We start from the raw sequence: 26,687 nt of genomic DNA on the forward strand, positions 1-26,687 counted from the left end.
GCCCGCGCGCCCCCCCCTTTCGCGCCCGTCCCCCCCCACCCGGGGCGCCCGCCCCCCGGCGGGGGGGGCCCCCGGCCGTGCGGAGCCGGTGCGGCTAGTCCGCCAGGAAGTCCTCCAGTACGTCGAAGTTCTCGACGCACTTGCCCGCTCCCAGCGCCACGCAGTCCAGCGGCTCGTCCGCCACGAACACGGGAACCCCGGCCCCTGCCGCTATGCGCAGGTCGAGGCCCGGAAGCAGCGCCCCGCCGCCGGTCAGCACGATGCCGTGCTCCATCACGTCGTCCGCCAGTTCCGGCGGGCACTCCTCCAGCGTCGACTTGACCGCCGAGACGACCGCTTCGCACGCCTCGTCGAGCGCCGCCCGCACCTCGGCCGCCGACAGCTCCAGCGTGTGCGGCAGGCCGCCGTGGATCTTCTCCCGCCCGCCCACGGCGAACGTGCGGTTCTCCAGCTCGGGATCCTCCGGGACCGGCCACGCCGAACCGATCGCGAGCTTCACGGCCTCGGCCGTCCGCTCGCCGATGAGCAGCCCGTGCTCCTTGCGCACATGGTCGGCGATGGCGGCGTCCAGCCGGTCGCCGCCCACCCGCAGCGACCACGCCGCGACGATCCCGCCGAGCGAGATCACGGCGACCTCCGTGGTGCCGCCGCCGATGTCGACCACCATCGACCCGTGCGCCTTCGACACCGGCAGCCCGGCTCCCATCGCCGCCGCCATCGGCTCGTCGACGAGGTGCACGCTGCGGGCGCCCACCCGTTCGGCCGCCTGGACGATCGCGCGCTCCTCGACCGGCGTAATACCGCTCGGTACGCACAGGACCATGCGGGGGCGGGCCTTGCGGCCGGGCACGGCCTTGCGCACGAAGTGCCGGATCATCTCCTCGGCGGCCCGGTAGTCGCTGATCGCACCGCCCTTGAGCGGGCGGATCGCCGTGATCGAACCCGGCGTCCGGCCGATGGTGTCCCTGGCCTCGCGGCCGACCGCGAGGGCGGTGCCGGAACCCGCCTGCACCGCCACCACGGAGGGCTCATTGAGCACGATGCCCTTGCCGCGGGCGTAGACGATGGTGTTCGCCGTACCCAGGTCTATGCCGATGTCGTTGGCCGTGTCACCCATCTGGAGAAACCTCCGATCGTGTTTCCCCAGGCTGGCACGACATCAGCGGATCCGCCGCCGCAGAGGGGCCGAAGGCCGTCCGGTCGGGGGACCGGGGCGGTGGACAGGTCCTGGCGGGGCGCTGTCGGTGGCGCTCCGTAGACTGGTCCCGTGAGCCAGCTCCCCCCGCACGATGACAGCGACACTCCCGACGCCTTCGAAGAGATCGTCGAGGCCGAGACCGGCCGCGACCCCGACCTGGCGGTGATCGAGGCAGGCAGCCGCACCCTGCGCACCCAGGGCGCCCCGCGCCAGGGCGACGACGCCGCCGGGCGTCCGCGGGATCCGGAGGTCGACAAGGCGCTGCGCGCCGTCGAGCAGGAGCTGATGGGCCGCTGGCCCGAGACCAAGCTGGATCCGTCGCTGGTCCGGATGGCGGCGCTGATGGACGTCCTGGGCGAGCCCCAGCGCGCGTACCCCTCGGTCCACATCACCGGCACCAACGGCAAGACCAGCACCGCCCGCATGATCGAGGCGCTGTTCGGCGCCTTCGAGCTGCGCACCGGCCGGTACACCAGCCCGCACGTGCAGTCGATCACCGAGCGCATCAGCCTGGACGGCGTCCCGATCGACCCGGAGCGCTTCATCGAGACGTACCGGGACATCGAGCCGTACGTCGAGATGACCGACGGCATGCAGGAGCACCGCCTGTCGTTCTTCGAGACCCTGACGGGCATGGCGTACGCCGCGTTCGCCGACGCGCCCGTGGACGTGGCGGTCGTCGAGGTCGGCATGGGCGGCAGCTGGGACGCGACGAACGTGATCGACGCGTCCGTCGCCGTCGTCACACCCATCGACCTCGACCACACCGACCGGCTCGGCGCCACGCCCGGCGAGATCGCGGTCGAGAAGTCCGGGATCATCAAGCAGGGCGCCACGGTCGTCCTGGCCCAGCAGCCGGTCGACGCGGCGCAGGTGATGCTGAAGAAGGCCGTCGAGGTCGACGCCACGGTGGCCCGCGAGGGCATGGAGTTCGGCGTCGTCTCCCGCGAGATCGCGGTCGGCGGCCAGCTCGTCACCCTGCGCGGACTCGGCGGCGAGTACGAGGAGATCTTCCTGCCGCTGCACGGCGCGCACCAGGCGCACAACGCGGCGGTGGCCCTGGCGGCCGTCGAGGCGTTCTTCGGCATCGGAGCCGAGCACGCCCGCACGCTCGACAACGACACGGTCCGCAAGGCGTTCGCCTCGGTCACCTCGCCCGGCCGGCTGGAGGTCGTCCGCCGCAGCCCGACCGTGGTGCTGGACGCGGCGCACAACCCGGCGGGCGCCCGGGCGGCGGCGGAGGCCGTCACCGAGGCGTTCAGCTTCAGCCGCCTGATCGGGGTCGTCGGCACCAGCGGCGACAAGGACGTGCGAGGCGTCCTCGAAGCCTTCGAGCCGGTCTTCGCCGAGGTCGTCGTCACCCGTAACTCCACCTCCCGCGCGATGGACGTGGACGAGCTGGCCGCGATCGCCGTCGAGGTCTTCGGCGACGACCGCGTCCAGGTCGAGCCGCGCCTCGACGACGCGCTGGAGGCCGCCGTCACGCTCGCCGAGGAAGAGGGCGAGTTCGCCGGCGGCGGCGTTCTGGTGACCGGTTCCGTGATCACGGTCGGCGAAGCCCGGCTGCTCCTCGGGAGGGGCTGAATCCTGTGCGTATGCTCTGCGCGTCCACTCTCATCAGCGAGTTCTTCGTCGTGGCCTTCGCCGGCCTCGTCGCGATGAAGTCCGACGACCTGTCGATGACGGCGGTCTGGACGGTCTGCGGCGTCGCGATGCTGCTGTCCGTCCTGCTCTGCGGAATGCTCGGCCGGCCGGGCGGTGTCCAGCTCGGCTGGGCTCTGCAGATCGGGCTGATCGCGAGCGGCTTCGTGGTCCCGGCGATGTTCTTTCTCGGCGCGGTCTTCGCGGGCCTGTGGTGGGCGTCGATCCACTACGGGCGCAGGATCGACGAGGCGAAGGCCCGGTGGGCCGCGCAGGCCGAGGCGCAGGAGGCGCAGGCCCAGTAGGGCGCGGTGGCCAGTGCCGGGTGCCGCCGCCGCGTCGGGTCCTTGTAGCCTCTGGGCATCGCATTCGCCATGCCCTGCAAGGAGCCCCGTACATGTCTCAGCGCACTCTCGTCCTTCTCAAGCCGGACGCGGTCCGACGCGGGCTGATCGGCGAGGTCGTCGGTCGCATCGAGCGCAAGGCCGGCTGGAAGATCACCGCGCTGGAGATGCGCAGCCTCGACCACGAGACGCTGGAACAGCACTACGGCGAGCACAAGGGCCGCCCCTTCTACGAGCCGCTGGTCGAGTTCATGTCGTCCGGTCCGGTCGTCGCCCTGGTCGTCGAGGGCGAGCGCGTCATCGAGGGTGTACGCCAGTTGGCGGGTCCCACTGACCCGATCGCGGCGGCTCCGGGGTCCATCCGGGGTGATTTCGGCACCATCGTCCGGGAGAACCTCATCCACGCCTCGGACTCGGAAGGCTCGGCGGAGCGGGAGCTGAAGCTTTTCTTCCCCGGTCTTTCCTGACACCAGGTCAGCCAAATAGAGGTCAAGCCCTGGGGCGACCGAAGTAATTCGGCCGCCCCCCGGCATATGCGGGAAGATGTGGGGAACGGATCCCTCCGACACGACGTCACCATTACTGGGACGGGTACGTGTTCCGCTCACAATGGCGAAGGACCCTCGCGCCGCTTCCGTGCAGGCGGCACTACGATGGAAACCGCCACGCCCGCACCACCCACTCCGCCGTCCTAAAAAGCCAACCGCTCCACTTGGGAAGGCCCGACGCATCCTCATGGGGAACAAGGGGAACTCAATGTCGTTCATCGGCCGTGACATGGCTGTCGACCTCGGGACCGCCAACACGCTGGTGTACGTCAGGGGCAAAGGGATCGTGCTCAACGAGCCCTCCGTCGTCGCCATCAACACCAACACCGGCGGCATCCTGGCCGTAGGTGCCGAGGCCAAGAAGATGATCGGCCGGACGCCGGGCAACATCGTTGCCGTCCGGCCGCTGAAGGACGGCGTCATCGCCGACTTCGAGATCACCGAGCGGATGCTCCGCTACTTCATCCTGAAGATCCACAAGCGCCGCTACCTGGCCCGCCCCCGCGTCGTCGTCTGCGTGCCCTCCGGCATCACCGGAGTCGAGCGCCGCGCCGTCATCGAGGCGTCCACGCAGGCCGGCGCCCGTCAGGTGCACATCATCGAAGAGCCCATGGCCGCGGCCATCGGCTCGGGCCTCCCCGTCCACGAGGCCACCGGCAACATGGTCGTGGACATCGGCGGCGGCACCACCGAGGTCGCGGTCATCTCCCTCGGAGGAATCGTCACGGCACAGTCGATCCGGGTCGCCGGCGACGAGCTGGACAGCTCGATCATCCAGCACATCAAGAAGGAGTACTCCCTCCTGCTCGGCGAGCGCACCGCCGAACAGATCAAGATCACGATCGGCTCGGCGTTCGACCTGGAGAAGGACGAGCACACCGAGATCCGCGGCCGCGACCTCGTCTCCGGTCTGCCCAAGACCGTCGTCATCTCGGCGGCCGAGGTCCGCAAGGCCATCGAGGAGCCGGTCAACGCCATCGTCGACGCCGTGAAGACGACGCTCGACAAGTGCCCGCCCGAGCTCTCCGGCGACGTCATGGACCGCGGCATCGTCCTCACCGGCGGCGGCGCGCTGCTGCGCGGCCTCGACGAGCGGCTGCGCCGTGAGACCGGCATGCCGATCCACATCGCCGAGGACCCGCTCGACTCCGTCGCCCTCGGAGCGGGCAAGTGCGTCGAGGAGTTCGAGGCGCTCCAGCAGGTACTGGACGCCCAGCCCCGCCGGTGAAGCACCCCGACGAATCCGCCGCACGAGGCCATCCCTCTCGTGCGGCGGATCGTTGATATACAGACACGAGAATTCCGACGAGGAAGGCACGGCCGCCGCACGTGAGGGACACACGAGAGAGCCGGCTGCTCCTGGTGCTGCTGATCGCCATCGCATTCGCGTTGATCACGGTGGACATCCGTGGCGGCGAGGATTCGCCGGTCGACGGCGCCAGGCGGGCCGCCGCCACCGTCTTCGGACCGGTGGAGAACGGGGTCGCCGCAGCCGTCGACCCGATCGGCAACGCGGTGGGGGCCGTTCGGGACTCGGGCCGGCGACACGACCGCCTCGCCGTCCTCGAACGCGAGAACGCCGCGCTCAAGCACAAACTCGGCAGTGACGACCGCAACCGCAGCGGCGTACGCCAGCTCGACAAGATGCTCAAGCGGGCGGGCGCCGGCCAGTACGGCATCAAGGGCGCCGAAGTCATCGCGATAGGAGCGGCCCAGGGCTTCTCCTGGACCGTCACCATCGACTCCGGCAGCAACGACGGCATCAAGCGCGACATGACCGTGCTCAACGGCGACGGACTCGTCGGCCGCGTCACCACCGTCGGCCCGGACACCGCGACCGTACTGCTCGCCAACGACCCCGACTTCACCGTCGGCACCCGCCTGGAGAAGACCGACGAACTCGGCTTCGCCACCGGCCAGGGCGACCGTCCGCTGCGCGTCCAAATGCTCAACGGCAAGGCCAAGGTCAAGGCCGGCGACCGGCTCGTCACCTTCGGCTCCGAGGCGTCCAAGCCGTTCGTGCCCGGCGTACCGGTCGGCCGCGTCGTCCGCGTCGACCCCTCCGGCGGCGACCTCACCCGTACCGTCTACGTCCGCCCGTACGTCGGCTTCACCAAGCTCGACATCGTCGGCGTCGTCGTCCAGGCGCCCCGCAAGGACCCGCGCGACATGGTCCTGCCGCCGAAGCCCGCAGGCCCCAGGCCCACCCCCACGGTCACCGTCACCGTCACCCCCTCGGGGCCGCCCGCCGACGGCGGAGTCGTCGCCGACGGCGGCGAGTAGGAGCTGAACCCCATGCGCTTCAACCGGATGCTGCTCTCCACCACCCTGGTGATCGTCGCCCTCGTCGTCCAGGTCACCGTTCTCGCCCGGCTCCAACTGCCCGGCGCCGTACCGGACCTGATGCTCCTGACCGTCCTCGGCCTGGCCTTCGTGTACGGCAGCACCAGCGGCGCCCTCATCGGGTTCGGCGCGGGCCTCCTCGCCGACCTCGCGCCGCCCGCCGACCACGCCGCCGGCCGCTACGCGCTCGTCCTGTGCGTCATCGGCTACCTCGCCGGACTCGCCAAGCCGGAGACCGGCCGGCTCAGGTCCGCGACCGCCCCGATGATCGCGGTCGTCGTCGCCGCGATCGGCTCCACCCTCCTGTACGCGGGAGTGGGCGCCCTGGTCGGTGACACGGCCGCCCGCCACGTGGGCATCGTGAACCTGCTGTTCACCTCCGCGCTGTACGACCTGCTGCTCGCCCCGTTCGTCGTGCCCGGCGTCATGGCGCTGGCCAGACGCGCCGAGAACGATCCGCTCGCCGACAGCCAGAGCGGCACCAACGGCGCCGACGTCGCCAGCGGCTGGCTCGCCTCCGGCACGGGCCTGCGCATCGGCAGCCAGCGCGCGGGACTGCGGGTCAAGGCCGCCCGGTCGCGGGCCGCCCGGGCCGGACGCATCAAGGGGGTCAAGCGCCTGTGACGACCCCGCGCACCACGGGCCACGAGGAGGGGACGACGTGAGCAACATTCCCGAGACCGGGCGGACCCCCCGGGTCCAGATCCGGCTCATCATCATCCAGGTCCTCGTCTTCTCCCTGCTGCTCACCCTCGGCGGCCGCCTCTGGTACCTCCAGATCCGCAACGGCGACGAGTACACCGCCGAAGCCGCCGGCAACGGCGTGCAGCAGGTCGTCCAGCCCGCCGTCCGCGGCTCGATCCTCGACGCCCGGGGCGTGCCGCTCGCCGACAACGAGACCCGCCTCGTCGTCTCCGCCAGCCGCACCGAGCTGATGAAGATGAAGGACGACGGCAAGGGTGTACTGACCCGCCTCGCCGGCGTACTCGGCATGAAGCCCAAGGAAGTCGCCGACAAGGTCAGGCTCTGCGACTCCAAGACCCCGCAGCCCTGCTGGAACGGCTCGCCCTACCAGCCGATCCCCGTCACCGACGAGGCCACCACCAAGCAGGCCCTCCAGATCCGCGAGCGCGCCGAGGACTTCCCCGGCATCACCGCCGAACCCACGGCCGTACGCCGCTACACCGCCCCGGGCAAGGCCAGGACCGCCCAGGTCCTCGGCTACCTCTCGCCCGTCACCGACCAGGAGATCGAGAAGGCCAAGGACGGCCCGTCGCCGTACCTGCGCTCCGACATGGTCGGCCGCTCGGGACTTGAGCGCACGTACGACAAGGAGCTGCGCGGCAAGGCCGGCGTCACGCGCTACGAGGTCGACAACCTCGGCCGCGTCATGGGCGAGGCCGAGAACGACCCCACCGTGCCCGGCTCCAGCGTCGTCACCAGCCTCGACGCCCGGGTCCAGGCCGTCGCCGAGTACGAACTCCACCAGGCGATGAAGAAGGTCCGCGACGAGACCGACAAGGTCACCGGCCGCAAGTACGAGGCCGACTCGGGCGCCGTCGTCGTCATGGAGTCCAAGACCGGCCGCGTCGTCGCGATGGCCTCCCAGCCCGACTACGACCCCAACGCCTGGGTCGGCGGCATCTCCGGCAAGGAGTACGCCAGGCTCACCGGCAAGAACTCCAACTACCCGTTGCTCAACCGGGCCATCCAGGGCCAGGCGCCCGCCGGCTCCATCTTCAAGGTCGTCTCGGCGAGCGCGGCCGTACGGGCCGGCTACCCCTTCGACGGCCGCTACAACTGCAGCAGCTCCTACAGCCTCGGCAGCCGCAGCTTCGCCAACTTCGAGTCCAAGGGGCACGGCCCCATCTCCCTCGGCGACGCCCTCAAGTTCTCCTGCAACACCGTCTTCTACGCCCTCGGCCACAAGGAGTGGCAGCGCGACGGCGGAATAAAGCCCAAGAAGAACGCCCACAACTGGTTCTACCGGACCGCCCACGACTTCGGACTCGGCTCCGAGACCGGCATCGACCTGCCGAACGAGGTCAAGGGCCGCATCCCCGACCGCGAGTGGAAGCAGAACTTCTGGAAGGCGAACAAGGACGCCTGGTGCAAGCAGGGCAAGAAGGGCGGCTCCTACGTCGAGCAGATCGCCTACGAGAGCTGCCTCGAAGGCAACCAGCTCAAGGCGTTCGACAGCATCAACTACGCCATCGGCCAGGGCGACGTCCTCGTCACCCCCATCCAGATGGCCACCGCCTACGCCGCCATCAGCAACGGCGGCACCCTCTACCACCCCACCGTCGGCAAGGCCGTGATCAGCCCCGACGGCAAGAAGATCCAGGAGATCCGGCCCAAGGCCCAGGGCAAGCTGCCGGTGAACGCCGAAACCATCAGCGACCTCGACAAGGGCCTGCGCTCCGTCGTCGAGCCCGGCGGCACCGCCGCCTGGCGGTTCGGCGGCTGGCCGCAGGACAAGATCCCGATGCGCGCCAAGACCGGCACCGCCCAGGTCTACGGCAAGCAGACCACCTCGTGGTTCGCCACTTACACCGACGACTACACGATCGTCATGACGATCTCCCAGGGTGGTACGGGCTCCGGCGCCTCCGGCCCCGCCGTACGCAACATCTACGACGCCCTCTACGGCGTCAGCGACGAGGGCGACATCAACCCGAAGAAGGCCCTGCTCCCCAAGCCGCAGAAGGACCTCCCGAAGATCGGCTCGGACGGCTCCATCGAGGCACCGGAGATCCGGCCCTACGTACCCGAAAAGCCCAAGGATCCGGCTGCCGACCGGCAGATCGCGATCGGCAGGAGTGGCGACTGATGGCCGGCCCGCACGGTTTCTCCGTCCAGCGGTACGCCCCCGAGCGCGGCACCCTCGGCAAGCTCACCGCCCGCGACTCGGTGGTGCGCCGGCTCGACTGGCCGCTGCTCTGGGCGTCGCTCGCACTGTCCGTCATCGGCGCGCTGCTCGTCTGGTCCGCGACCCGCACCCGCGACCAGCTCAACCAGGGCGACCCCGAGTACTTCCTCTGGCGCCACATCCTCAACACCGGCATCGGCCTCGTCCTGATGATCGGCACCATCTGGCTGGGACACCGGACCCTGCGCGGCGCCGTCCCCGTGCTCTACGGACTGTCCGTGGTGCTCGTCCTGCTCGTCCTCACCCCCCTCGGCGCCACCATCAACGGCGCCCACGCGTGGATCGTGCTCGGCGGCGGGTTCTCCCTCCAGCCGTCCGAGTTCACCAAGATCACGATCATCCTGATCATGGCCATGCTGCTCGCCGCCCGCGTCGACGCCGGCGACCAGGAGCACCCCGACCACAGCACCGTCGTCAAGGCCCTGTGCCTCGCCGTCGTACCGATCGTCGTCATCATGCTGATGCCCGACCTCGGCTCCGTCATGGTGATAGCGGTGATCATCCTGGGCGTCCTGCTCACCTCCGGGGCGTCCAACCGCTGGGTCCTCGGCCTCATCGGCACGGGCGCCGCCGGCGCCGTCGTCGTCTGGCAGCTCGGTGTGCTCGACGAGTACCAGATCAACCGCTTCGCCGCGTTCGCCAACCCCGAACTCGACCCCGCGGGCGTCGGCTACAACACCAACCAGGCACGCATCGCGATCGGCTCCGGCGGCCTCACCGGCACCGGCCTGTTCAAGGGCAGCCAGACCACCGGCCAGTTCGTCCCCGAACAACAGACCGACTTCGTCTTCACCGTCGCGGGTGAGGAACTCGGATTCCTCGGCGCCGGCCTCGTCCTGCTGCTCCTCGGCGTCGTCCTCTGGCGCGCCTGCCGCATCGCCCGCGAGACCACCGAGCTGTACGGCACCGTCGTCGCCGGCGGCATCATCGCCTGGTTCGCCTTCCAGTCCTTCGAGAACATCGGAATGACCCTCGGCATCATGCCGGTCGCGGGACTCCCGCTGCCGTTCGTGTCGTACGGAGGCTCCTCGATGTTCGCCGTCTGGGTCGCCATCGGACTGCTCCAGTCGATCAGGGTCCAGCGGCCCATGTCGGCATAGCGCCTGCCACCGGGCCGCGATCGCGTCTAGATTCGGTACATGGCGGACACGAAGCGCGAGATCGAGCGGAAGTACGAAGCCCCGGCCGGCACCGGCGGCGAGCCCCGGCTGCCCGACCTGTCCAAGGTGGCCGGGGTCTCCTCCGTACGGGACGACGGCGTCACCCCACTCGACGCCGTCTACTACGACACGGCCGACCTGAGGCTCGCCGCGGAATCGCTCACCCTGCGCCGCCGCACCGGCGGCGACGACGCCGGCTGGCACCTCAAGGTCCCGGTCGCACCGCACGTGCGCGACGAGATCCGGGCACCGCTGACCGACGACCTGCCCCCCGCCCTCGCCGCCCTCACCCGCTCCCGCACCCGCGACGAACCCCTCGTCCCCGTCGTACGGCTGCGCACCGTCCGCGACGTACGCCACCTCCTCGACGCCCACGGCGTACCCCTCGCCGAGGTCAGCGTCGACACCGTCACCGCGCAACGGGTCGGCGTCGACGCCGGCGGGGCCACCACCCGATGGACCGAGGTCGAGGTCGAACTCTCCGACGGCGCCGACCCCGCCCTCCTCGACGCCGTCGACAAGAAGCTCCGCAAGGCCGGCCTGCGGCCCGCCACCTCCGCCTCCAAGCTCGCCAGGGCACTGGAGCACACCACACCGTCGTGGAAGAAACCGCAGCAGCACGAACCCGGCCGGACCGCCGCACGGACCGCGGGCGACCACGTCCTCGCCTACCTGCGCGAACAGCACGCCTCCCTCGTGGCGTACGACCCGGCCGTACGGCGGAACCTGCCCGACTCCGTCCACCAGATGCGCGTCGCCACCCGCCGGCTGCGCAGCGCCCTGCGCACCTACCGCAAGATCCTCGACCGGACCGTCACCGAACCGGTCGCCGAGGAGCTGAAGTGGCTCGCCGGGGAACTCGGCGTCGACCGCGACCAGGAAGTCCTGGACGCCCGGCTCCACGCCCGCATCGACGACCTGCCCGACACGCTCCTCATGGGCCCCGTACGGGGCAGGCTGCGCATCTGGTCCGTCGCCGGCCGCGAAAGCGCGCACACCCGGACCCTCGCGGCCCTCGACAGCACGCGCTACCTCGACCTCCTCACCGCCCTGCACACCCTGCTGACCGAACCGCCGCTGCGCCCCGCCGCGTCGCGCCCGGCCGCCGACGTCCTGCCCCGGGCTCTGCTCAAGGACTACGGGCGGCTCGCCCACCGCATGGAAGCCGCCCTCGCCCTGCCCCACGGCGAGGAGCGGGACCACGCCCTGCACCGCGCCCGCAAGGCCGCCAAGCGCACCCGCTACGCCGCCGAGGCCGCCCGGCCCGCCCTCGGCAAGCCCGCCGGGCGGTTCTCCAAGCGGCTGAAGGCCGTGCAGTCCGCGCTGGGCGCCCACCAGGACTCCGTGGTCACCCGCGAGACACTGCGCACCCTCGCCGCCCAGGCCCACGCGGCGGGGGAGACGGCGTTCACCTGGGGCCTGCTGCACGGACGCGAGGAAGCCGCCGCCGACACCGGCGAGCCGGAACTGGCGCACGCCTGGCAGCGGGCCGCCGCCCGGAAAACTCGGGCGGATCTGGGCGGCTGACGGCCGGGGTACGCTTGATGGTCACCCCTGCCAGCTCATGAGAGACACACGATGCCTGTCGAGTCGGTCTTCCCACGCCTGGAAGCGCTTCTCCCGCACGTCCAGAAGCCGATCCAGTACGTCGGCGGCGAACTCAACTCCACCGTCAAGGACTGGGACGCCACGGACGTCCGGTGGGCGCTCATGTACCCCGACGCGTACGAGGTCGGGCTGCCCAACCAGGGCGTCATGATCCTTTACGAGGTACTGAACGAGCGCGACGGAGTCCTGGCCGAGCGCACCTACAGCGTGTGGCCGGACCTCGAAGCCCTCATGCGCGAGCACGGCGTACCGCAGTTCACGGTGGACGCTCACCGGCCCGTCAAGGCGTTCGACGTCTTCGGGCTGAGCTTCTCCACCGAGCTCGGCTACACCAACATGCTCACGGCCCTCGACCTCGCGGGCATCCCGCTGGAGTCCAAGGACCGTACGCTCGACGACCCGATCGTCCTCGCCGGTGGCCACGCCGCCTTCAACCCCGAGCCGATCGCGGACTTCATCGACTGCGCGGTGATCGGCGACGGCGAGCAGGCCGTCCTGGAGATCACCGAGATCGTCCGCGCCTGGAAGGCCGAGGGCCGTCCCGGCGGGCGCGACGAGGTGCTGTTCCGCCTCAGCAAGACCGGCGGCGTGTACGTGCCCCGGTTCTACGACGTCGAGTACCTGCCCGACGGCCGCATCGCCCGCGTCGTCCCCAACAGGTCCGGCGTGCCGTGGCGCGTGTCCAAGCACACCGTCATGGACCTCGACGAGTGGCCCTACCCCAAGCAGCCCCTGGTCCCGCTCGCCGAGACCGTCCACGAGCGGATGTCCGTGGAGATCTTCCGCGGCTGCACCCGCGGCTGCCGTTTCTGCCAGGCCGGCATGATCACGCGCCCCGTGCGGGAGCGAAGCATCACCGGCATCGGCGACATGGTGGAGAAGGGTCTGAAGGCGACCGGCTTCGAGGAGGTCGGCCTGCTGTCGCTGTCCTCGGCCGACCACACCGAGATCGCGGACGTCGCCAAGGGCCTCGCGGACCGGTACGAAGAGGACAAGATCGGCCTCTCGCTGCCGTCGACCCGCGTGGACGCCTTCAACATCGACCTCGCCAACGAGCTGACCAGGAACGGCCGCAGGTCCGGCCTGACCTTCGCCCCCGAGGGCGGCTCCGAGCGCATCCGCAAGGTCATCAACAAGATGGTCTCGGAAGAGGACCTCATCCGTACGGTCTCGACGGCGTACGGCAACGGCTGGCGCCAGGTCAAGCTGTACTTCATGTGCGGCCTGCCCACCGAGACCGACGAGGACGTCCTCCAGATCGGCGACATGGCCGTCAAGGTCATCGCCGAGGGCCGCAAGGTCTCCGGCCAGAACGACATCCGCTGCACCGTCTCCATCGGCGGCTTCGTGCCCAAGCCGCACACCCCGTTCCAGTGGGCGCCGCAGCTCTCCGCCGAGGAGACGGACGCCCGCCTGGAGAAGCTGCGCGACAAGATCCGCGGCGACAAGAAGTACGGCCGCTCCATCGGCTTCCGCTACCACGACGGCAAGCCGGGCATCGTCGAGGGCCTGCTCTCCCGCGGCGACCGCCGCATCGGAAGCGTCATCCGCGCGGTCTACGAGGGCGGCGGCCGCTTCGACGGCTGGCGCGAGTACTTCAGCTACGACCGCTGGATGCAGGCCGCGGCGAAGACCCTGCCGGACTTCGGCGTGGACGTCGACTGGTACACGACGCGTGAGCGCACGTACGAGGAGGTCCTCCCCTGGGACCACCTGGACTCCGGCCTGGACAAGGACTGGCTCTGGGAGGACTGGCAGGACGCCCTCGACGAGACCGAGGTCGAGGACTGCCGCTGGACGCCGTGCTTCGACTGTGGCGTGTGTCCTCAAATGGACACCCAGATTCAGATCGGTCCGACGGGCAAGAAGCTCCTGCCTCTGACGGTCGTCAAGTAGCGCGACCGCGAGTGGGGTGACGAAGGCCCGGCCGGGAAACTTCCCGGCCGGGCCTTCGGTGTGTAACGGATCAAGATCGTTGGGCGTCGTCGGGAGCCGGGCGGCGGGGTGTTGCGTCCATGAAGGCATGGACTTCGAAAAGCAGCCGTCCCAGCCGCAGTCGCCCGTGCCGGGGCGCGCGGCGCCGCAGGCGGAGGGTTGTCTCACCGTCGCTGTGCGGATCCCGGTGCGGATCGTCGTGCTGGTCGTGGTCGTGCCGGTGCGGATGGTGTGGGATCTGCTCGCGGTCTGCGGGAAGGCGGTCGGTCGCGCGCTCGGCGCGGTCCTGCGGGTGCTGGTCGTGACCCCGTTGGTGTGGCTGTACGGGAAGGTCGTCGTTCCGGTCGCCAAGGCGCTGGGGTACGTCGCCCACGCCGTGCTGGTCATGCCGTGGGTGCTGCTGTGGACGTACGTCGTGGTGCCCGTGGTGCGGTACGGGGTCGTGGTGCCGGCGGTGTGGTTGTACCGGTGGGTGCTGACTCCGCTCGGGCACGCGACGGTGTGGCTCGGGCGCGCGGTGGGCACGGCGGCGGCCTGGCTGGTGCGCTCCCTGGTGGTGTCGCCGCTGGGATGGCTGTACACGCGGGTCCTCACCCCGGTCGGGCACGTGCTGGCCGTGGTCGGCAGGGCGCTGTTCGTGTGGCCGTGGGTCGCGTTGTGGCGGTACGTGCTCGCGCCGCTGGGCCGGGGCGTCTCCTGGCTGGTCACCGGCCTGGCGCACGGGGTGTGGGCGGGGACCGCGTGGTGCGTGATGACGCTGCTGGTGCGGCCGGTGGTCTGGGTGTGGCGCGCGGTGCTGGTTCCGGTCGGGCGGGAGGTCGCCGCCGCGTTCGGACACGCCTGGCGCGTCGCCGGGTACGTGTCCCGGGCCGTGGGGCGCGGGCTGAAGTGGCTGGCGTGGCATCTGGTGGGGCGGCCGGTGCGCTGGGTGTGGCTCGGTGTGTGCGCGCCGGTGGGGCGCTGGGTGCGCGACACGCTGTGGGCGCCGGTGCGGCGGGCCGGCCTCGAAGCGGGCCGTGCGGCGCGCGGGGCGCTGCGGGCCGCACGCGAGACGGTGCGCCAGGCCCGGCGCGACGCGTGGCGGGCGCTGGTCGGCGGCCCGGCGGACACCTGGCCGGCCGGCGGCCCGGACGAGGCCGTGGAACCGGTGCGGGCTCCTGCGCGTACTCTGGGTAGTAAGACCACTGCCCCCAGCGCGGCACCCGCGTCCGAGATCTCCCTGCCCGGCGGAAGCACAGCCGGCCGGGGGTGAGCCGGCCGCCGGGACGCGAGGGGGCGACCCCCACGCCGGAAGGGCGGCGCGCGGACAGCGCGGCGCCCCGCACGAGGAGAAGAACCACTGGGCAAGCGACAGCCCGAAGGCCCGCCGCCCGCACCGGCGGTGCAGCGCATCCGACTGCGCTACACCAAGCGCGGCCGCCTCCGGTTCACCAGCCACCGTGACTTCCAGCGCGCTTTCGAGCGGGCGCTGCGACGCGCCGACGTACCCATGGCGTACTCGGCCGGCTTCACCCCGCACCCGAAGGTCTCGTACGCCAATGCCGCACCCACCGGCACGGGCAGTGAGGCCGAGTACCTGGAGATCGCGCTGACCGCCCCGCGCGACGCCGACGAGCTGCGCGAGCTGCTCGACGAGTCGCTTCCGGACGGGCTCGACATCACGGACGCGGTCGAAGCGCGTACGTCGGGCCTGGCCGACCGGCTCCAGGCGTCCGTGTGGGAGATGCGCCTCGACGGCGTGTCGCCCGAAGACGCGGAGAAGGCCGTCGGGGCCTTCCTCGCAGCCGAGAGCGTCGAGGTGCAGCGCCGTACCAAGAACGGCATGCGGTCCTTCGACGCCCGCAGCGCCGTCGCCGCCCTGGAGGCGGTGCGTCCGCCGTCCGATAGGCCGGAGGACAAGCCCTGTGCGATACTGCGGCTGGTTGTTCGGCATTTGACACCCGCCGTACGACCCGACGACGTCCTGTCCGGTCTCCGAGCTGTGGCCGACCTGGCGCCGCCGGTCCCCGCAGCGGTGACCAGGCTGGCGCAGGGGCTCTTCGACGAGGAGTCCGGCACGGTGACCGACCCGCTCGCGCCCGACCGCGAGGCAGTCACGGCCGCCCCACCCACGGCCGCCGGACTGACCGCCGCGAAGGCGCCGGAAGGTGCAGGTTCCGCGTAGGGCGGTCGTTGTAGCGCAGCCCTGGCACTCGGGAGCCACCTGGGTCGGGCGGCGCACTGACCAGAAGACTTTCGCCAGGCCGTGCGCACTCCGTGTACGGAACCGGCGAGCTAGACAACAGCTCCCGTGCGGCGCCCGCGCCCCGGACGGCGGTACCGCGCTCATCGTGCGGACCGGACCGGACCGGAACAAGGCGCGGCGCCCGGGAGCGTGACGGGAGAACCGCCCGCATGCTTGAGCCGAACGATTCCACCGAGCCCTCGGCCGGTACCGCGCGTACCGCCGGGGCCACCGACGACAACCACTCGCCCAGCGACACGCTGCCGCCGCGCCGCCGGCGCCGCGCGGCCTCGCGCCCTGCCGGTCCGCCGGCCGGGGACGCGAAGGCCGCAGCCCAGTCCGCCGCCAGCACAGAGGCCGCGGCTCCGGCCATACCGGCCGGAGAGGGCGCCGTGAACGAGCCCGCAGAGAGCACCGAGCCCGCAGCAGAGTCCGCGCCGAGCGCCGAGGCCGCCGCGCCTGCTCGTACGCGTCGCCGTGCGACCCGTAAGGCGACCGCTCCGGCGGGTGCGCCGAAGGCCGCCGAGGCCGAGGAGGCGCCCGCGCCGGTAGCCGCGGAGCCTGAGCCCGCTGCCGCTCCGGCGGCTGTGGAGGAGGCCGCGGCGCCTGCTCGTACGCGTCGCCGTGCGACCCGTAAGGCGACCGCGCCCGCCGGTGCGCCCAAGGCCGCCGAGGCGGAGGAGGCCCCCGCCGCCGCGCCCGAGCCGGTAGCCGCCGAGCCCGAGCCCGCTGCCGCTCCGGCGGCCGTGGAGGAGACCGCCGCGCCGGCCCGTACGCGTCGCCGTGCCACCCGTAAGGCGACCGCTCCGGCCGGTGCGCCGAAGGCCGCCGAGGCCGAGGTCGAGGCCGAGGAGGCGCCCGCCGCCGAGCCGGCCCCGGCGGAGCCCGTGGCGGCCGAGGCCGAAGAGGCGCCGCGCGGCCGCACGCCGCGCCGCCGCGCCGGCCGCAAGGCCGCCGCCGCCGACGAGGCCGCCGCAGAGGTCGCCGAGCCGAAGCCCGAGGCCGCGCCCGCCGAGGAGCCGACGCGTTCGCGCCGCCGTGCGACACGGCCCGCCGTGGCCGTGTTCCAGGCGCCGGTCTTCACCGAGCCCATGTTCCAGACCCCGGAGACGGCCGCCGCTGCCGCCGCCGCGCGGGTGACGGAGCCGGACTACATCGAGGACGTGGAAGAGGACGAGGAGGCGGAGGAGACCGTCACCGTCGAGACTCCTCCCGTACAGCAGGCCGCCCCGCGCGGCCGTCGTCGCCGTCGCCGCGGTGAGCCGTCCGAGGACGAGCGCGCCGAGCGGTCGGAGCGTACGGAGCGCCCCGAGCGCGCCGTCGAGGCCGCGCCCGCCGAGCCGGCCGAGGCCGTCGAGGAAGAGCGCGACGACGAGGCGCACGACGAGTCCGACGAGGCCGAGGACCGCAGGGCGCGCCGCCGTCGCCGCGGTGGCCGTCGCCGCCGCCGTGGCGAGCTCGCGGACGCCGAGGACGCCGAGGAGCAGGAGCCGTCCGAGGAGCCCGCCGCCGAGCGGACCGAGGACGAGGAAGCACGCGCCGAGGACGAGGACGACGAGTCGGGCGCGGGTTCCGCCTCCAGCCGTCGCCGCCGCCGTCGCCGCCGCCGCAGCGGTGACGCGGGCCCGGAGGCCGAGGCGAACGGGGCGGACGACCCCGAGCGCACGGTCGTCAAGGTCCGTGAGCCGCGCAAGAAGGAAGCCGAGCGCGAGCCCGGCACCGGCTTCGACGAGGTCCAGTCCATCAAGGGCTCGACCCGTATGGAGGCCAAGAAGCAGCGCCGCCGCGAGGGCCGCGAGCAGGGCCGCCGCCGCGTCCCGATCATCACGGAGGCCGAGTTCCTGGCCCGCCGTGAGGCCGTCGAGCGCGTGATGGTCGTACGGCAGAACGGCGACCGCACCCAGATCGGCGTGCTCGAGGACAACATCCTCGTCGAGCACTACGTCAACAAGGAGCAGTCGACCTCGTACGTCGGCAACGTCTACCTGGGCAAGGTGCAGAACGTACTGCCGTCCATGGAGGCCGCGTTCGTCGACATCGGCAAGGGTCGCAACGCCGTCCTGTACGCCGGTGAGGTGAACTTCGACGCGCTCGGCATGGGCCACGGCCCGCGCCGCATCGAGACGGCCCTGAAGTCCGGCCAGTCGGTCCTCGTGCAGGTCACCAAGGACCCGATCGGCCACAAGGGCGCCCGCCTCACCAGCCAGGTCTCGCTGCCCGGCCGCTACCTGGTCTACGTGCCCGAGGGCTCGATGACCGGCATCAGCCGCAAGCTGCCCGACACCGAGCGCGCGCGCCTGAAGACCATCCTCAAGAAGATCGTCCCCGAGGACGCGGGCGTCATCGTGCGCACCGCCGCCGAGGGCGCGAGCGAGGACGAGCTGCGCCGCGACGTCGAGCGTCTCCAGCAGCAGTGGGAGGACATCCAGCGGAAGTCCAAGAGCAGCGGCGCGACCAGCGGTCCGACGCTCCTCTACGGCGAGCCGGACATGACCGTCCGCGTCGTGCGCGACATCTTCAACGAGGACTTCTCGAAGGTCATCGTCAGCGGTGACGAGGCGTGGCAGACCATCCACGGTTACGTCGCGCACGTCGCCCCGGACCTGACGGACCGGCTCTCGCGCTGGACGTCGGAGGTCGACGTCTTCGCGACGTACCGGATCGACGAGCAGCTGATGAAGGCGCTGGACCGCAAGGTCTACCTGCCGAGCGGCGGTTCGCTGGTCATCGACAAGACCGAGGCGATGATCGTCGTCGACGTCAACACCGGCAAGTTCACCGGTCAGGGCGGCAACCTCGAAGAGACCGTCACCAGGAACAACCTGGAGGCGGCCGAGGAGATCGTGCGTCAGCTGCGGCTGCGCGACCTCGGCGGCATCGTCGTCATCGACTTCATCGACATGGTCCTGGAGTCGAACCGCGACCTGGTGCTGCGGCGCCTGCTGGAGTGCCTGGGACGCGACCGTACGAAGCACCAGGTCGCCGAGGTCACCTCGCTCGGCCTGGTGCAGATGACCCGCAAGCGGGTCGGCCAGGGTCTCCTGGAGTCGTTCTCCGAGACCTGCGTCCACTGCAACGGGCGCGGCGTCATCGTGCACATGGAGCAGCCGACCGCCGTGGGCGGCGGTGGCGGTGGCAAGCGCGCGAAGAAGCGCGGCCGCGGCGCTGAGGCCGAGCACGAGCACGTGGAGCCGGCCGGGACCGAGGAGGCCGAGACGGAGGCCGAGGTCGCCGCCGAGGTGGCCGCCCCGGTGGCGCTGCCGGAGCCGGAGTTCGTGCCCGACGAGGAGCTGTACAGCAGCGCCGCGGAGGCCGAGGCGGCGGCGGGACGCGGCCGTTCGCGTCGTCGCGCGTCGCGCAGGGCGTCGGCCCCGGCCGGTGCGCCGAAGGCGCCGGAGCCGGTGTACGCGCCGGAGCCCGTGGTCGTGGCCGAGCCCGAGCCGGTCGCCGCGGCGGAGCCCGAGCCGGTCGTCGAGGCCGCGCCGGAGCCGGTCGTCGAGCCCGAGCCCGTCGTGCAGGAGGCCGCCCCGGCCCGTACGCGCCGCCGTGCGACGCGTAAGGCGACGGCTCCGGCCGGTGCGCCTAAGACGGCCGAACCGGTCGTCACCGACCCGGTCCAGGTCGTCGCCCCCGCCCCCGTGGCGGAGGAGCCGAAGGCCCAGGAGCCGCAGGCCGCCGCGCCGGTGGCCGAGGCCCCGGCCGAGGAGCCGGCGGCGGCTGCCCCGCCGCGTGCGCGCCGTCGTGCGACCCGCAAGGCCACCGCGCCGGCCGGGTCGCCCAAGGGCGCGGAGGAGGCGGCCGTACTGGTCGTCGAGGCCCCGGCCGACAAGGCGGCCGAGCCCGCCGCGGCGGAGCCGGAGGCCGGTGCGCAGGCAGGCGCCGAGCCCGAGGGCGAGGAGGCGGCCCCGGCCAAGAAGACGGCGCGCAAGACGGCCGCCAAGAAGGCCCCCGCCAAGAAGGCGGCGGCCAAGAAGACGGCCGCGAAGAAGACGACGGCGAAGAAGACGACGGCCAAGAAGGCGTCGGCTTCGAAGAAGACCTCGGCGGCGGAGCAGTCGCAGCCGTCGGTCTCGGCCACCACCGAGGACTGATCTCGGGCCGTACGTCGCGCTCTACGGCTCTGCGGGCCGCCCCGGAACCTTCCGGGGCGGTCCGCACCGCTGTTCCCTCCGGTGCGGGGAGTGAGCCGCGGGACCCGGTTTGACCCTCCCCGCGGTGGACCGTACTCTTGACCGTCGGCGTGTTTCTGTGCACGCCATCTCCTGAGCACCTCCCTTCCGGCTCTCCTTCGGGGAGCCGTTAGAGGCCGCTCGTCCATTCGGACTCGTCGCGGGCCAACGGCCCGTGCGAGCGGCTGGCATCAGGGGTCCCGTCCCGAGCGAAAGAGAGATCAGCGTGTACGCCATCGTGCGCAGCGGTGGTCGCCAGCACAAGGTTGCTGTCGACGACATCGTTGAGGTTGACAAGATTCCCACGGCCAAGGTTGGCGACACGGTCGAGCTCTCGACCCTGCTCGTTGTCGACGGCGACGCCGTCACCAGCGACCCGTGGGTGCTGGCCGGCATCAAGGTCACCGCCGAGGTCGTGGACCACCACAAGGGTGCCAAGATCGACATCCTTCGGTACAAGAACAAGACCGGCTACCGCCGTCGCCAGGGTCACCGCCAGCAGTACACGGCGATCAAGGTCACCGGTATCCCCACGGCTGCGAAGTAAGGGACTGAGACATGGCACACAAGAAGGGCGCATCGTCCACTCGGAACGGTCGCGACTCCAATGCCCAGCGGCTTGGCGTGAAGCGCTTCGGCGGTCAGACCGTCCTCGCCGGTGAGATCCTGGTCCGCCAGCGCGGCACCCACTTCCACCCGGGCACGAGCGTCGGCCGTGGTGGCGACGACACGCTGTTCGCACTCGCCGCCGGTGCGGTCGAGTTCGGCACGCACCGTGGCCGCAAGGTTGTGAACATCGTTCCGATCGCCGAGTAATTCCGGCTTTCGTCGAGCGACAACGCACAGCACTTTCCGAGGGCGGACGCTCTTTCCCGGGTGACGGGGAAGCGCGGCCGCCCTTGGCGTGTTACGTAGGTAGACATTTCCGTATGTACTGGAGGACCCACCCATGACCACCTTCGTGGACCGCGTCGAACTGCATGTCGCCGCGGGTAACGGGGGCCACGGCTGCGCCTCCGTACACCGTGAGAAGTTCAAGCCGCTCGGCGGTCCGGACGGCGGCAACGGCGGGCGGGGCGGCGACGTCACCCTCGTCGTCGACCAGTCCGTGACCACGCTGCTGGACTACCACCACAGCCCGCACCGCAAGGCCACCAACGGCCAGCCCGGCGCGGGCGACAACCGTTCCGGCAAGGACGGCCAGGACCTGATCCTGCCCGTGCCCGACGGCACGGTCGTGATGGACAAGGACGGCAACGTCCTGGCCGACATGGTCGGCCACGGCACGACGTACGTCGCGGGTGAGGGCGGCCGCGGCGGCCTCGGCAACGCGGCGCTGGCTTCGGCCCGCCGCAAGGCGCCCGGTTTCGCGCTGCTCGGCGAGCCGGGCAAGTCCGGCGACATCGTGCTGGAGCTCAAGACCGTCGCCGACGTGGCGCTGGTCGGCTATCCGAGCGCCGGCAAGTCCTCGCTGATCTCGGTGCTGAGCGCGGCCAAGCCGAAGATCGCGGACTACCCGTTCACCACGCTCGTCCCCAACCTCGGTGTCGTGACGGCCGGTTCGACCGTCTACACGATCGCCGACGTCCCCGGTCTGATCCCCGGCGCGAGCCAGGGCCGCGGCCTGGGCCTGGAGTTCCTGCGGCACGTCGAGCGCTGCTCGGTCCTCGTCCACGTGCTCGACACGGCGACCCTCGAGTCCGAGCGCGACCCGCTCACCGACCTCGACGTGATCGAGGAGGAACTGGCGCAGTACGGCGGTCTGGACGACCGGCCGCGCGTGGTCGTCCTCAACAAGGTCGACATCCCGGACGGCAAGGACCTCGCCGACATGATCCGCCCCGACCTGGAGGCGCGCGGCTACCGCGTCTTCGAGGTGTCGGCGGTCGCCCACCTGGGCCTCAAGGAGCTGTCCTTCGCGCTGGCCGAGGTGGTCTCCAAGGCGCGTGCCGCGAAGCCCAAGGAGGAGTCGACCCGGGTGGTCATCCGTCCGAAGGCCGTCGACGACGCCGGCTTCACCATCACCGAGGAGGACGGCGTCTACCGCGTGCGCGGCGAGAAGCCGGAGCGCTGGGTGCGTCAGACCGACTTCAACAACGACGAGGCCGTGGGTTACCTCGCGGACCGCCTCAACCGCCTGGGCGTCGAGGACAAGCTGATGAAGGCCGGCGCCCGTGCGGGCGACGCGGTCGCCATCGGCGCCGAGGACAACGCGGTCGTCTTCGACTGGGAGCCGACGGTGATGGCGGGCGCGGAGATGCTCGGCCGCCGTGGCGAGGACCACCGTCTCGACGCCCCGCGTCCGGCCGCGACGCGCCGCAAGGACCGCGAGGCGCAGCGTGACGACTCGCAGCGGGAGTACGACGAGTTCAACCCCTTCTAGGGGGCGGGGGCAACCACGCGCTGTGGCATCACTCACCTCATTGGTGTGAACCATGACGCCCCGCTGGACGTCTCACTGATCGCGGGGCGGACTCAACGAAGCGAGTCCGCCCGGCGGTTGGCGAACACTCCAGGTTTCGTACAGGTGTCGGCAGAGGTACGTCCACCTTGCGAGACGGTCACGGAGAGTGCGACGATCGCGAAGTCCCCCAGTCCCCTCGAGGTAGGTCGTCTGTGTCAGTGCAGCCCATAGCCAAGACCCGAACCACAGCAGTCGTGCTCGCCGGTGGTACCGGTCAGCGTGTGGGTCTCTCGATCCCGAAGCAGCTGCTGAAGATCGCAGGCAAGGCGGTCATCGAGCACACCCTGTCGATCTTCGAGCAGGCAGAGGGCATCGACGACATCATCGTTCTCATGGCGCCGGGGTACGTGCCCGACGTCGAGAAGATCGTCGCGAAGGCCGGCCTGACCAAGGTCACCAAGGTGATCGAGGGCGGCTCGACGCGCAACGAGACCACCGAGCGGGCCATCTCGGCACTGGGCGAGGGCCTCGCCGAGGGGGAGGACCGCAACGTCCTCTTCCACGACGCGGTGCGCCCCCTGCTGTCACAGCGCGTGATCCAGGACTGCGTCGACGCGCTGGAGCGCTACGAGGCGGTCGACGTGGCCATCCCGTCGGCGGACACGATCATCGTGACGCGTACGCACGGCGGCGACGGCGAGTTCATCACCGAGGTCCCGGACCGGTCCCGGCTGCGCCGCGGCCAGACCCCGCAGGCCTTCAAGCTGTCGACCATCCGCAAGGCGTACGAGGTCGCGGCCGGCGACCCCAACTTCCAGGCCACCGACGACTGTTCGGTGGTGCTGAAGTACCTGCCGGACGTGCCGATCTACGTCGTCGCGGGCGACGAGTACAACATGAAGGTGACCCAGCCGGTCGACGTCTTCATCGCCGACAAGCTGTTCCAGCTCGCCTCCACCGCCGCCCCGCAGCAGGCCGACGAGGCCGGGTACCGCGAACTCCTCGCGGGTAAAACGCTGGTGGTCTTCGGCGGTTCGTACGGCATCGGCGCGGACATCGCCGCCCTCGCCGAGGAGTACGGCGCCAACGTGTACGCGCTGGGCCGCTCGACCACCGGCACGCACGTGGAGAACCCCGAGCACGTCGACGAGGCCCTGTCGAAGGCGTACGCCGAGACCGGCCGCATCGACTACGTGATCAACACGGCGGGCGTGCTCCGCATCGGCAAGCTCGCCGAGACGGACAACACGACCATCCAGGAAGCGCTCAACGTCAACTACCTGGCCCCCGTGCAGATCGCCCGCGCCGCGCACAAGTACCTGGCGAAGACCAAGGGCCAGCTGCTGCTCTACACGTCCAGCAGCTACACCCGCGGCCGCGCCGAGTACAGCCTCTACTCCTCCACCAAGGCCGCCATGGTGAATCTCACCCAGGCGCTCGCGGACGAGTGGGCGGCCGACGGGGTGCGCGTGAACTGCGTGAACCCCGAGCGCACGGCGACCCCGATGCGGACCAAGGCGTTCGGCGAGGAGCCCGCGGGCTCGCTGCTGTCGTCCGAGGCCGTGGCGCGTACGTCGCTGGACGTGCTGCTGTCGGAGCTCACCGGTCACGTCATCGACGTACGGCAGGTGGACCCGACCCGTGGCGCGTCCGAGGCGTCGGGATTCGAGCAGGCTCTGGCAGCCGTACTGGACCGTCAGGAAGATGTGTAATACTGCTTGACAATTATGAATTCGGGCCTCTGTAGTCGCCGTAAAGCGATATGCAGAGGCCCGACTTCGTGAAACCGGACTGCACAATTCCATTGCACCGATCTACGTGTCTGTTGCACTGATCTCATTGCACCGTAAATAACCGGCACCCCTCAGGAGCAGGTTCTTCGTGATTTCGACCGCCATCCGCCTCGCCCGCGTGGGCAGCGGATCCGAACTGGCCGCCGCCGCCGTCATCGGCCTCGGGTATCCGTGCGTCATGCTGGCCGCGCTGCTTCCGAACCTCTGGTTCTTCGCGGCCGCCGTCGCCGCGACGTACCTCGCGGACCGGCATCTCCACCGGCGCGGCAGCTACCTGATCAACCGCCTCGGCAAGGTCCGCGCCGGTCTCTCGATCCGCTTCCTGGTACGCCAGTTGCTGCTGATCCTGCTGCTGGCCCGCATGCAGCTCGCCGACCAGACGATCTTCTACGTGACGATCGCGGCCCTGCTGCTCTTCTACGCGCTCCAGGCCCCGCACGGCGCACTGGTCACGCTGATCCGCCTGCGCCGCCGGATGCCGGTCGTCACCCGCAACATCGACCTCGGGACGCTGCACATCCCGCCCGCCCCGCCCCAGGGGCTGCTGAACCGGTCCGCCGAGAAGATGCTGCACCTCGACGTCTTCGCCGTGGCGGGCGTGCTGGTCGCGGTCCAGAGCGGCGAGTACGCCGTGGGGTACGCGGGCCTCGCGCTCACCCTGGGGCTGGCCGTCGCGTACGTCGCGGTGCTGCTGCCCTACCTGCGCCGCGGCCGCCGCGTGCCCCCCGCCGAGACCGTCCTGGAGGGCGTCGACGCCTGGCTGCGCGCATACCGGCCCACCACGGTCCTGTACTTCTCCGGCTCCCGCGAGTCGGCGTACCAGGTCAACATGTGGCTCGACACCATGAAGCAGCTCGACGGCAGGCCGCTGATCGTCCTGCGCGAGCGCCACATCGTGCCGCAGCTCGCGCCGACCTCGGTGCCGGTGATCTGTGTCCCGAGCGCCACGCACCTGATGAACATGGACCTCTCCACGGTCCGCGTCGCGCTCTACGCCGCCAACGTCGGCAAGAACATCCACATGCTGCGCGTCCCGACCATGAAGCACGTCTTCATCGGGCACGGCGACAGCGACAAGGTCGCGAGCATCAACCCGTTCAGCAAGGTGTACGACGAGGTGTGGAGCGCGGGTCGGGCCGGCCGCGACCGGTACGCCCTCGCCGACGTCGGTGTCCGCGACGAGGACATCGTCGAGGTGGGCCGCCCGCAGCTCGCCCCGATCAAGCCCTGGACCGGTGCGCCGAAGAACCCGGTGCCCACCGTCCTGTACGCCCCCACGTGGGAGGGCTGGGACGACAACCCGGGCAACACCTCCATCCTGCTGGCCGGCGAGAACATCGTCAGGCGCCTCCTGGAGGCCCGGGACCCGGTCCGGGTGGTCTACAAGCCGCACCCCTTCACCGGCACGCGCAGCCCCGCCGCCAAGGCCGCCCACGCCCGGATCACCGCCATGGTGGAGGAGGCGGCCGCCGCGCGTGCGACCGACGCCCGCTGGGCGCGGGAAGCGGCCGCACTCCAAGAGCAGCAGGCCGCCGCGAAGGCCGAACTGGACCGGATCGAGGCCCGTCTCGGCGAACTGGGCGCCCGGGGCAAGGCCGGCGCCAAGAACGGCAGGGACGAGGCGGAGACGTCCCGCGACGCCCTGCCGGACCCGGCGCGCGAGGCCGAGCTGGCGCAGCTCAGGGACGAGTGGAACGACGCGTACTGGCGCTCGTTCGGCTGGTGGGAGCACCGGGTCGTCACCGGCGCCGAGCCGCGTCTGTACGACTGCTTCAACGAGTCGGACGGCATGGTCTCCGACATCTCCAGCGTGGTGTCGGACTTCATCGCGAGCGGCAAGCCGTACGCCGTGACCGACTCCGCCGAGCTGGGCGTCGAGGAGTTCAAGCAGCAGAACACCGCCGTGCGCGCCGCGGTGATCCTCGACAACGATGCCGGTCAGCTCGGTGAGTTGCTCGCCGCGATCACGGGCGGCGAGGCCGCGGACCCGCTGGCGCAGGCGCGGCGCGAGCTGAAGGCGTACCTGCTGGGGCCCGACGAGCCCGCGTCCATCGTCCAGTTCAACGACGCGGTACGCGCGCTGGCGGCCAAGTCCGAGGCCCGCAACCTCGGGGTGGCGCAGCGCACCGGCGTCGAGACCGCGCTCACCGCGGCCGACCCGAGCGACTCCGCGCCGGAGGCAACCGGGGTGGACTCGACCGTGGCCGGCTGAGACAGGCAGTCGGTCGACCGGTCGATTCCCGGACATAGGTGCAGAACCGGCCCGGCAGGGCGTCTTTCGAGACGTTCTGCCGGGCCTTTGGTGTGTGGTGTGGCGAGCGTCACGTGGAAAAGTAACGATGGTGAACAACCCACACCCATGTGCCGACTGTCTTGGATGTCGATGAACGA

19 protein-coding genes are annotated in these 26,687 nt (G+C 71.0%); 18 read left to right on the forward strand and 1 reads right to left on the reverse strand.

Going from position 1 to position 26,687, the window contains the following annotated elements; translation table 11 throughout:
* Positions 1 to 94: 94 nt before the first annotated feature.
* Entirely contained in the window at positions 95 to 1,117 is a 1,023-nt protein-coding gene (locus ACWGH0_RS12640; RefSeq protein ID WP_453404164.1) for a rod shape-determining protein, read from the reverse strand.
* 150 nt (positions 1,118 to 1,267) lie between these two features.
* On the opposite strand from ACWGH0_RS12640, the gene folC reads away from it, so the two are divergent.
* The 18 genes from folC to ACWGH0_RS12730 all read left to right on the forward strand — a co-directional run bounded on the left by folC (position 1,268) and on the right by ACWGH0_RS12730 (position 26,508).
* A complete protein-coding gene (gene folC, locus ACWGH0_RS12645) occupies positions 1,268 to 2,782 on the forward strand; it encodes a bifunctional tetrahydrofolate synthase/dihydrofolate synthase (RefSeq protein WP_453404165.1) in 1,515 nt (504 codons plus the stop codon).
* 5 nt (positions 2,783 to 2,787) lie between these two features.
* On the forward strand, positions 2,788 to 3,144 hold the full coding sequence (locus tag ACWGH0_RS12650; RefSeq protein WP_453404166.1) for a DUF4233 domain-containing protein: 357 nt from the start codon (positions 2,788 to 2,790) through the stop codon (positions 3,142 to 3,144).
* Positions 3,145 to 3,236: 92 nt separating this feature from the next.
* A complete protein-coding gene (gene ndk / locus ACWGH0_RS12655; protein ID WP_453404167.1) occupies positions 3,237 to 3,650 on the forward strand; it encodes a nucleoside-diphosphate kinase in 414 nt (137 codons plus the stop codon).
* A gap of 289 nt (positions 3,651 to 3,939) precedes the next feature.
* Positions 3,940 to 4,959 (forward strand): rod shape-determining protein, encoded by a 1,020-nt coding sequence (locus ACWGH0_RS12660; protein WP_028813452.1) that lies wholly within the window; start codon positions 3,940 to 3,942, stop codon positions 4,957 to 4,959.
* A gap of 101 nt (positions 4,960 to 5,060) precedes the next feature.
* Positions 5,061 to 6,014, forward strand: coding sequence for a rod shape-determining protein MreC (gene mreC, locus ACWGH0_RS12665; protein ID WP_453404168.1), 954 nt, complete (start codon positions 5,061 to 5,063; stop codon positions 6,012 to 6,014).
* A 12-nt stretch (positions 6,015 to 6,026) separates the two neighbouring features.
* The gene (gene mreD / locus ACWGH0_RS12670; RefSeq protein ID WP_453404169.1) at positions 6,027 to 6,698 is read left to right on the forward strand and encodes a rod shape-determining protein MreD; all 672 of its coding nucleotides are present in this window, start codon (positions 6,027 to 6,029) and stop codon (positions 6,696 to 6,698) included.
* A 37-nt stretch (positions 6,699 to 6,735) separates the two neighbouring features.
* The gene (mrdA, locus tag ACWGH0_RS12675) at positions 6,736 to 8,904 is read left to right on the forward strand and encodes a penicillin-binding protein 2 (protein WP_453404170.1); all 2,169 of its coding nucleotides are present in this window, start codon (positions 6,736 to 6,738) and stop codon (positions 8,902 to 8,904) included.
* The gene (gene rodA / locus ACWGH0_RS12680; RefSeq protein WP_453404171.1) at positions 8,904 to 10,103 is read left to right on the forward strand and encodes a rod shape-determining protein RodA; all 1,200 of its coding nucleotides are present in this window, start codon (positions 8,904 to 8,906) and stop codon (positions 10,101 to 10,103) included. Before mrdA ends, rodA begins: the two co-directional genes overlap by 1 nt.
* Positions 10,104 to 10,142: 39 nt before the next feature.
* Positions 10,143 to 11,690 carry a CYTH and CHAD domain-containing protein gene (locus ACWGH0_RS12685; RefSeq protein ID WP_453404172.1) on the forward strand — a complete coding sequence of 516 codons (1,548 nt, stop codon included), beginning with the start codon at positions 10,143 to 10,145 and terminating at the stop codon, positions 11,688 to 11,690.
* A 51-nt stretch (positions 11,691 to 11,741) separates the two neighbouring features.
* On the forward strand, positions 11,742 to 13,667 hold the full coding sequence (locus ACWGH0_RS12690) for a TIGR03960 family B12-binding radical SAM protein (protein ID WP_453404173.1): 1,926 nt from the start codon (positions 11,742 to 11,744) through the stop codon (positions 13,665 to 13,667).
* Positions 13,668 to 13,794: 127 nt separating this feature from the next.
* Positions 13,795 to 14,958, forward strand: coding sequence for a hypothetical protein (locus ACWGH0_RS12695; RefSeq protein WP_453404174.1), 1,164 nt, complete (start codon positions 13,795 to 13,797; stop codon positions 14,956 to 14,958).
* 129 nt (positions 14,959 to 15,087) lie between these two features.
* On the forward strand, positions 15,088 to 15,870 hold the full coding sequence (locus ACWGH0_RS12700; RefSeq protein WP_453404175.1) for a TIGR03936 family radical SAM-associated protein: 783 nt from the start codon (positions 15,088 to 15,090) through the stop codon (positions 15,868 to 15,870).
* A gap of 230 nt (positions 15,871 to 16,100) precedes the next feature.
* Positions 16,101 to 20,021: an Rne/Rng family ribonuclease gene (locus tag ACWGH0_RS12705; protein ID WP_453404176.1), complete on the forward strand. Its 3,921-nt coding sequence runs from the start codon at positions 16,101 to 16,103 to the stop codon at positions 20,019 to 20,021.
* Positions 20,022 to 20,325: 304 nt separating this feature from the next.
* Complete coding sequence (gene rplU, locus ACWGH0_RS12710) at positions 20,326 to 20,646, forward strand: 50S ribosomal protein L21 (RefSeq protein WP_223774625.1); 321 nt, start codon at positions 20,326 to 20,328, stop codon at positions 20,644 to 20,646.
* An 11-nt stretch (positions 20,647 to 20,657) separates the two neighbouring features.
* Positions 20,658 to 20,915: a 50S ribosomal protein L27 gene (gene rpmA, locus ACWGH0_RS12715; RefSeq protein WP_093800874.1), complete on the forward strand. Its 258-nt coding sequence runs from the start codon at positions 20,658 to 20,660 to the stop codon at positions 20,913 to 20,915.
* Between the two features lie 133 nt (positions 20,916 to 21,048).
* Positions 21,049 to 22,482, forward strand: a complete 1,434-nt coding sequence (gene obgE / locus ACWGH0_RS12720; protein ID WP_453404177.1) for a GTPase ObgE — start codon at positions 21,049 to 21,051, stop codon at positions 22,480 to 22,482.
* Between the two features lie 233 nt (positions 22,483 to 22,715).
* Positions 22,716 to 24,215, forward strand: coding sequence for a D-ribitol-5-phosphate cytidylyltransferase (locus ACWGH0_RS12725; protein WP_453404178.1), 1,500 nt, complete (start codon positions 22,716 to 22,718; stop codon positions 24,213 to 24,215).
* A 169-nt stretch (positions 24,216 to 24,384) separates the two neighbouring features.
* Positions 24,385 to 26,508 carry a hypothetical protein gene (locus tag ACWGH0_RS12730; RefSeq protein WP_453404179.1) on the forward strand — a complete coding sequence of 708 codons (2,124 nt, stop codon included), beginning with the start codon at positions 24,385 to 24,387 and terminating at the stop codon, positions 26,506 to 26,508.
* The last annotated feature ends 179 nt before the right edge of the window (positions 26,509 to 26,687 follow it).

This window comes from Streptomyces sp. NPDC054887 (genome assembly GCF_053610585.1).

Coding starts and splice junctions, on each gene's coding strand:
- ACWGH0_RS12640 (WP_453404164.1), bottom strand. CDS start 1,117: ATGGGTGACACGGCCAACGACATCGGCATAGACCTGGGTACGGCGAAC.
- ndk (WP_453404167.1), top strand. CDS start 3,237: ATGTCTCAGCGCACTCTCGTCCTTCTCAAGCCGGACGCGGTCCGACGC.
- ACWGH0_RS12660 (WP_028813452.1), top strand. CDS start 3,940: ATGTCGTTCATCGGCCGTGACATGGCTGTCGACCTCGGGACCGCCAAC.
- mreD (WP_453404169.1), top strand. CDS start 6,027: ATGCGCTTCAACCGGATGCTGCTCTCCACCACCCTGGTGATCGTCGCC.
- rodA (WP_453404171.1), top strand. CDS start 8,904: ATGGCCGGCCCGCACGGTTTCTCCGTCCAGCGGTACGCCCCCGAGCGC.
- ACWGH0_RS12685 (WP_453404172.1), top strand. CDS start 10,143: ATGGCGGACACGAAGCGCGAGATCGAGCGGAAGTACGAAGCCCCGGCC.
- ACWGH0_RS12690 (WP_453404173.1), top strand. CDS start 11,742: ATGCCTGTCGAGTCGGTCTTCCCACGCCTGGAAGCGCTTCTCCCGCAC.
- ACWGH0_RS12695 (WP_453404174.1), top strand. CDS start 13,795: ATGGACTTCGAAAAGCAGCCGTCCCAGCCGCAGTCGCCCGTGCCGGGG.
- ACWGH0_RS12705 (WP_453404176.1), top strand. CDS start 16,101: ATGCTTGAGCCGAACGATTCCACCGAGCCCTCGGCCGGTACCGCGCGT.
- rpmA (WP_093800874.1), top strand. CDS start 20,658: ATGGCACACAAGAAGGGCGCATCGTCCACTCGGAACGGTCGCGACTCC.
- obgE (WP_453404177.1), top strand. CDS start 21,049: ATGACCACCTTCGTGGACCGCGTCGAACTGCATGTCGCCGCGGGTAAC.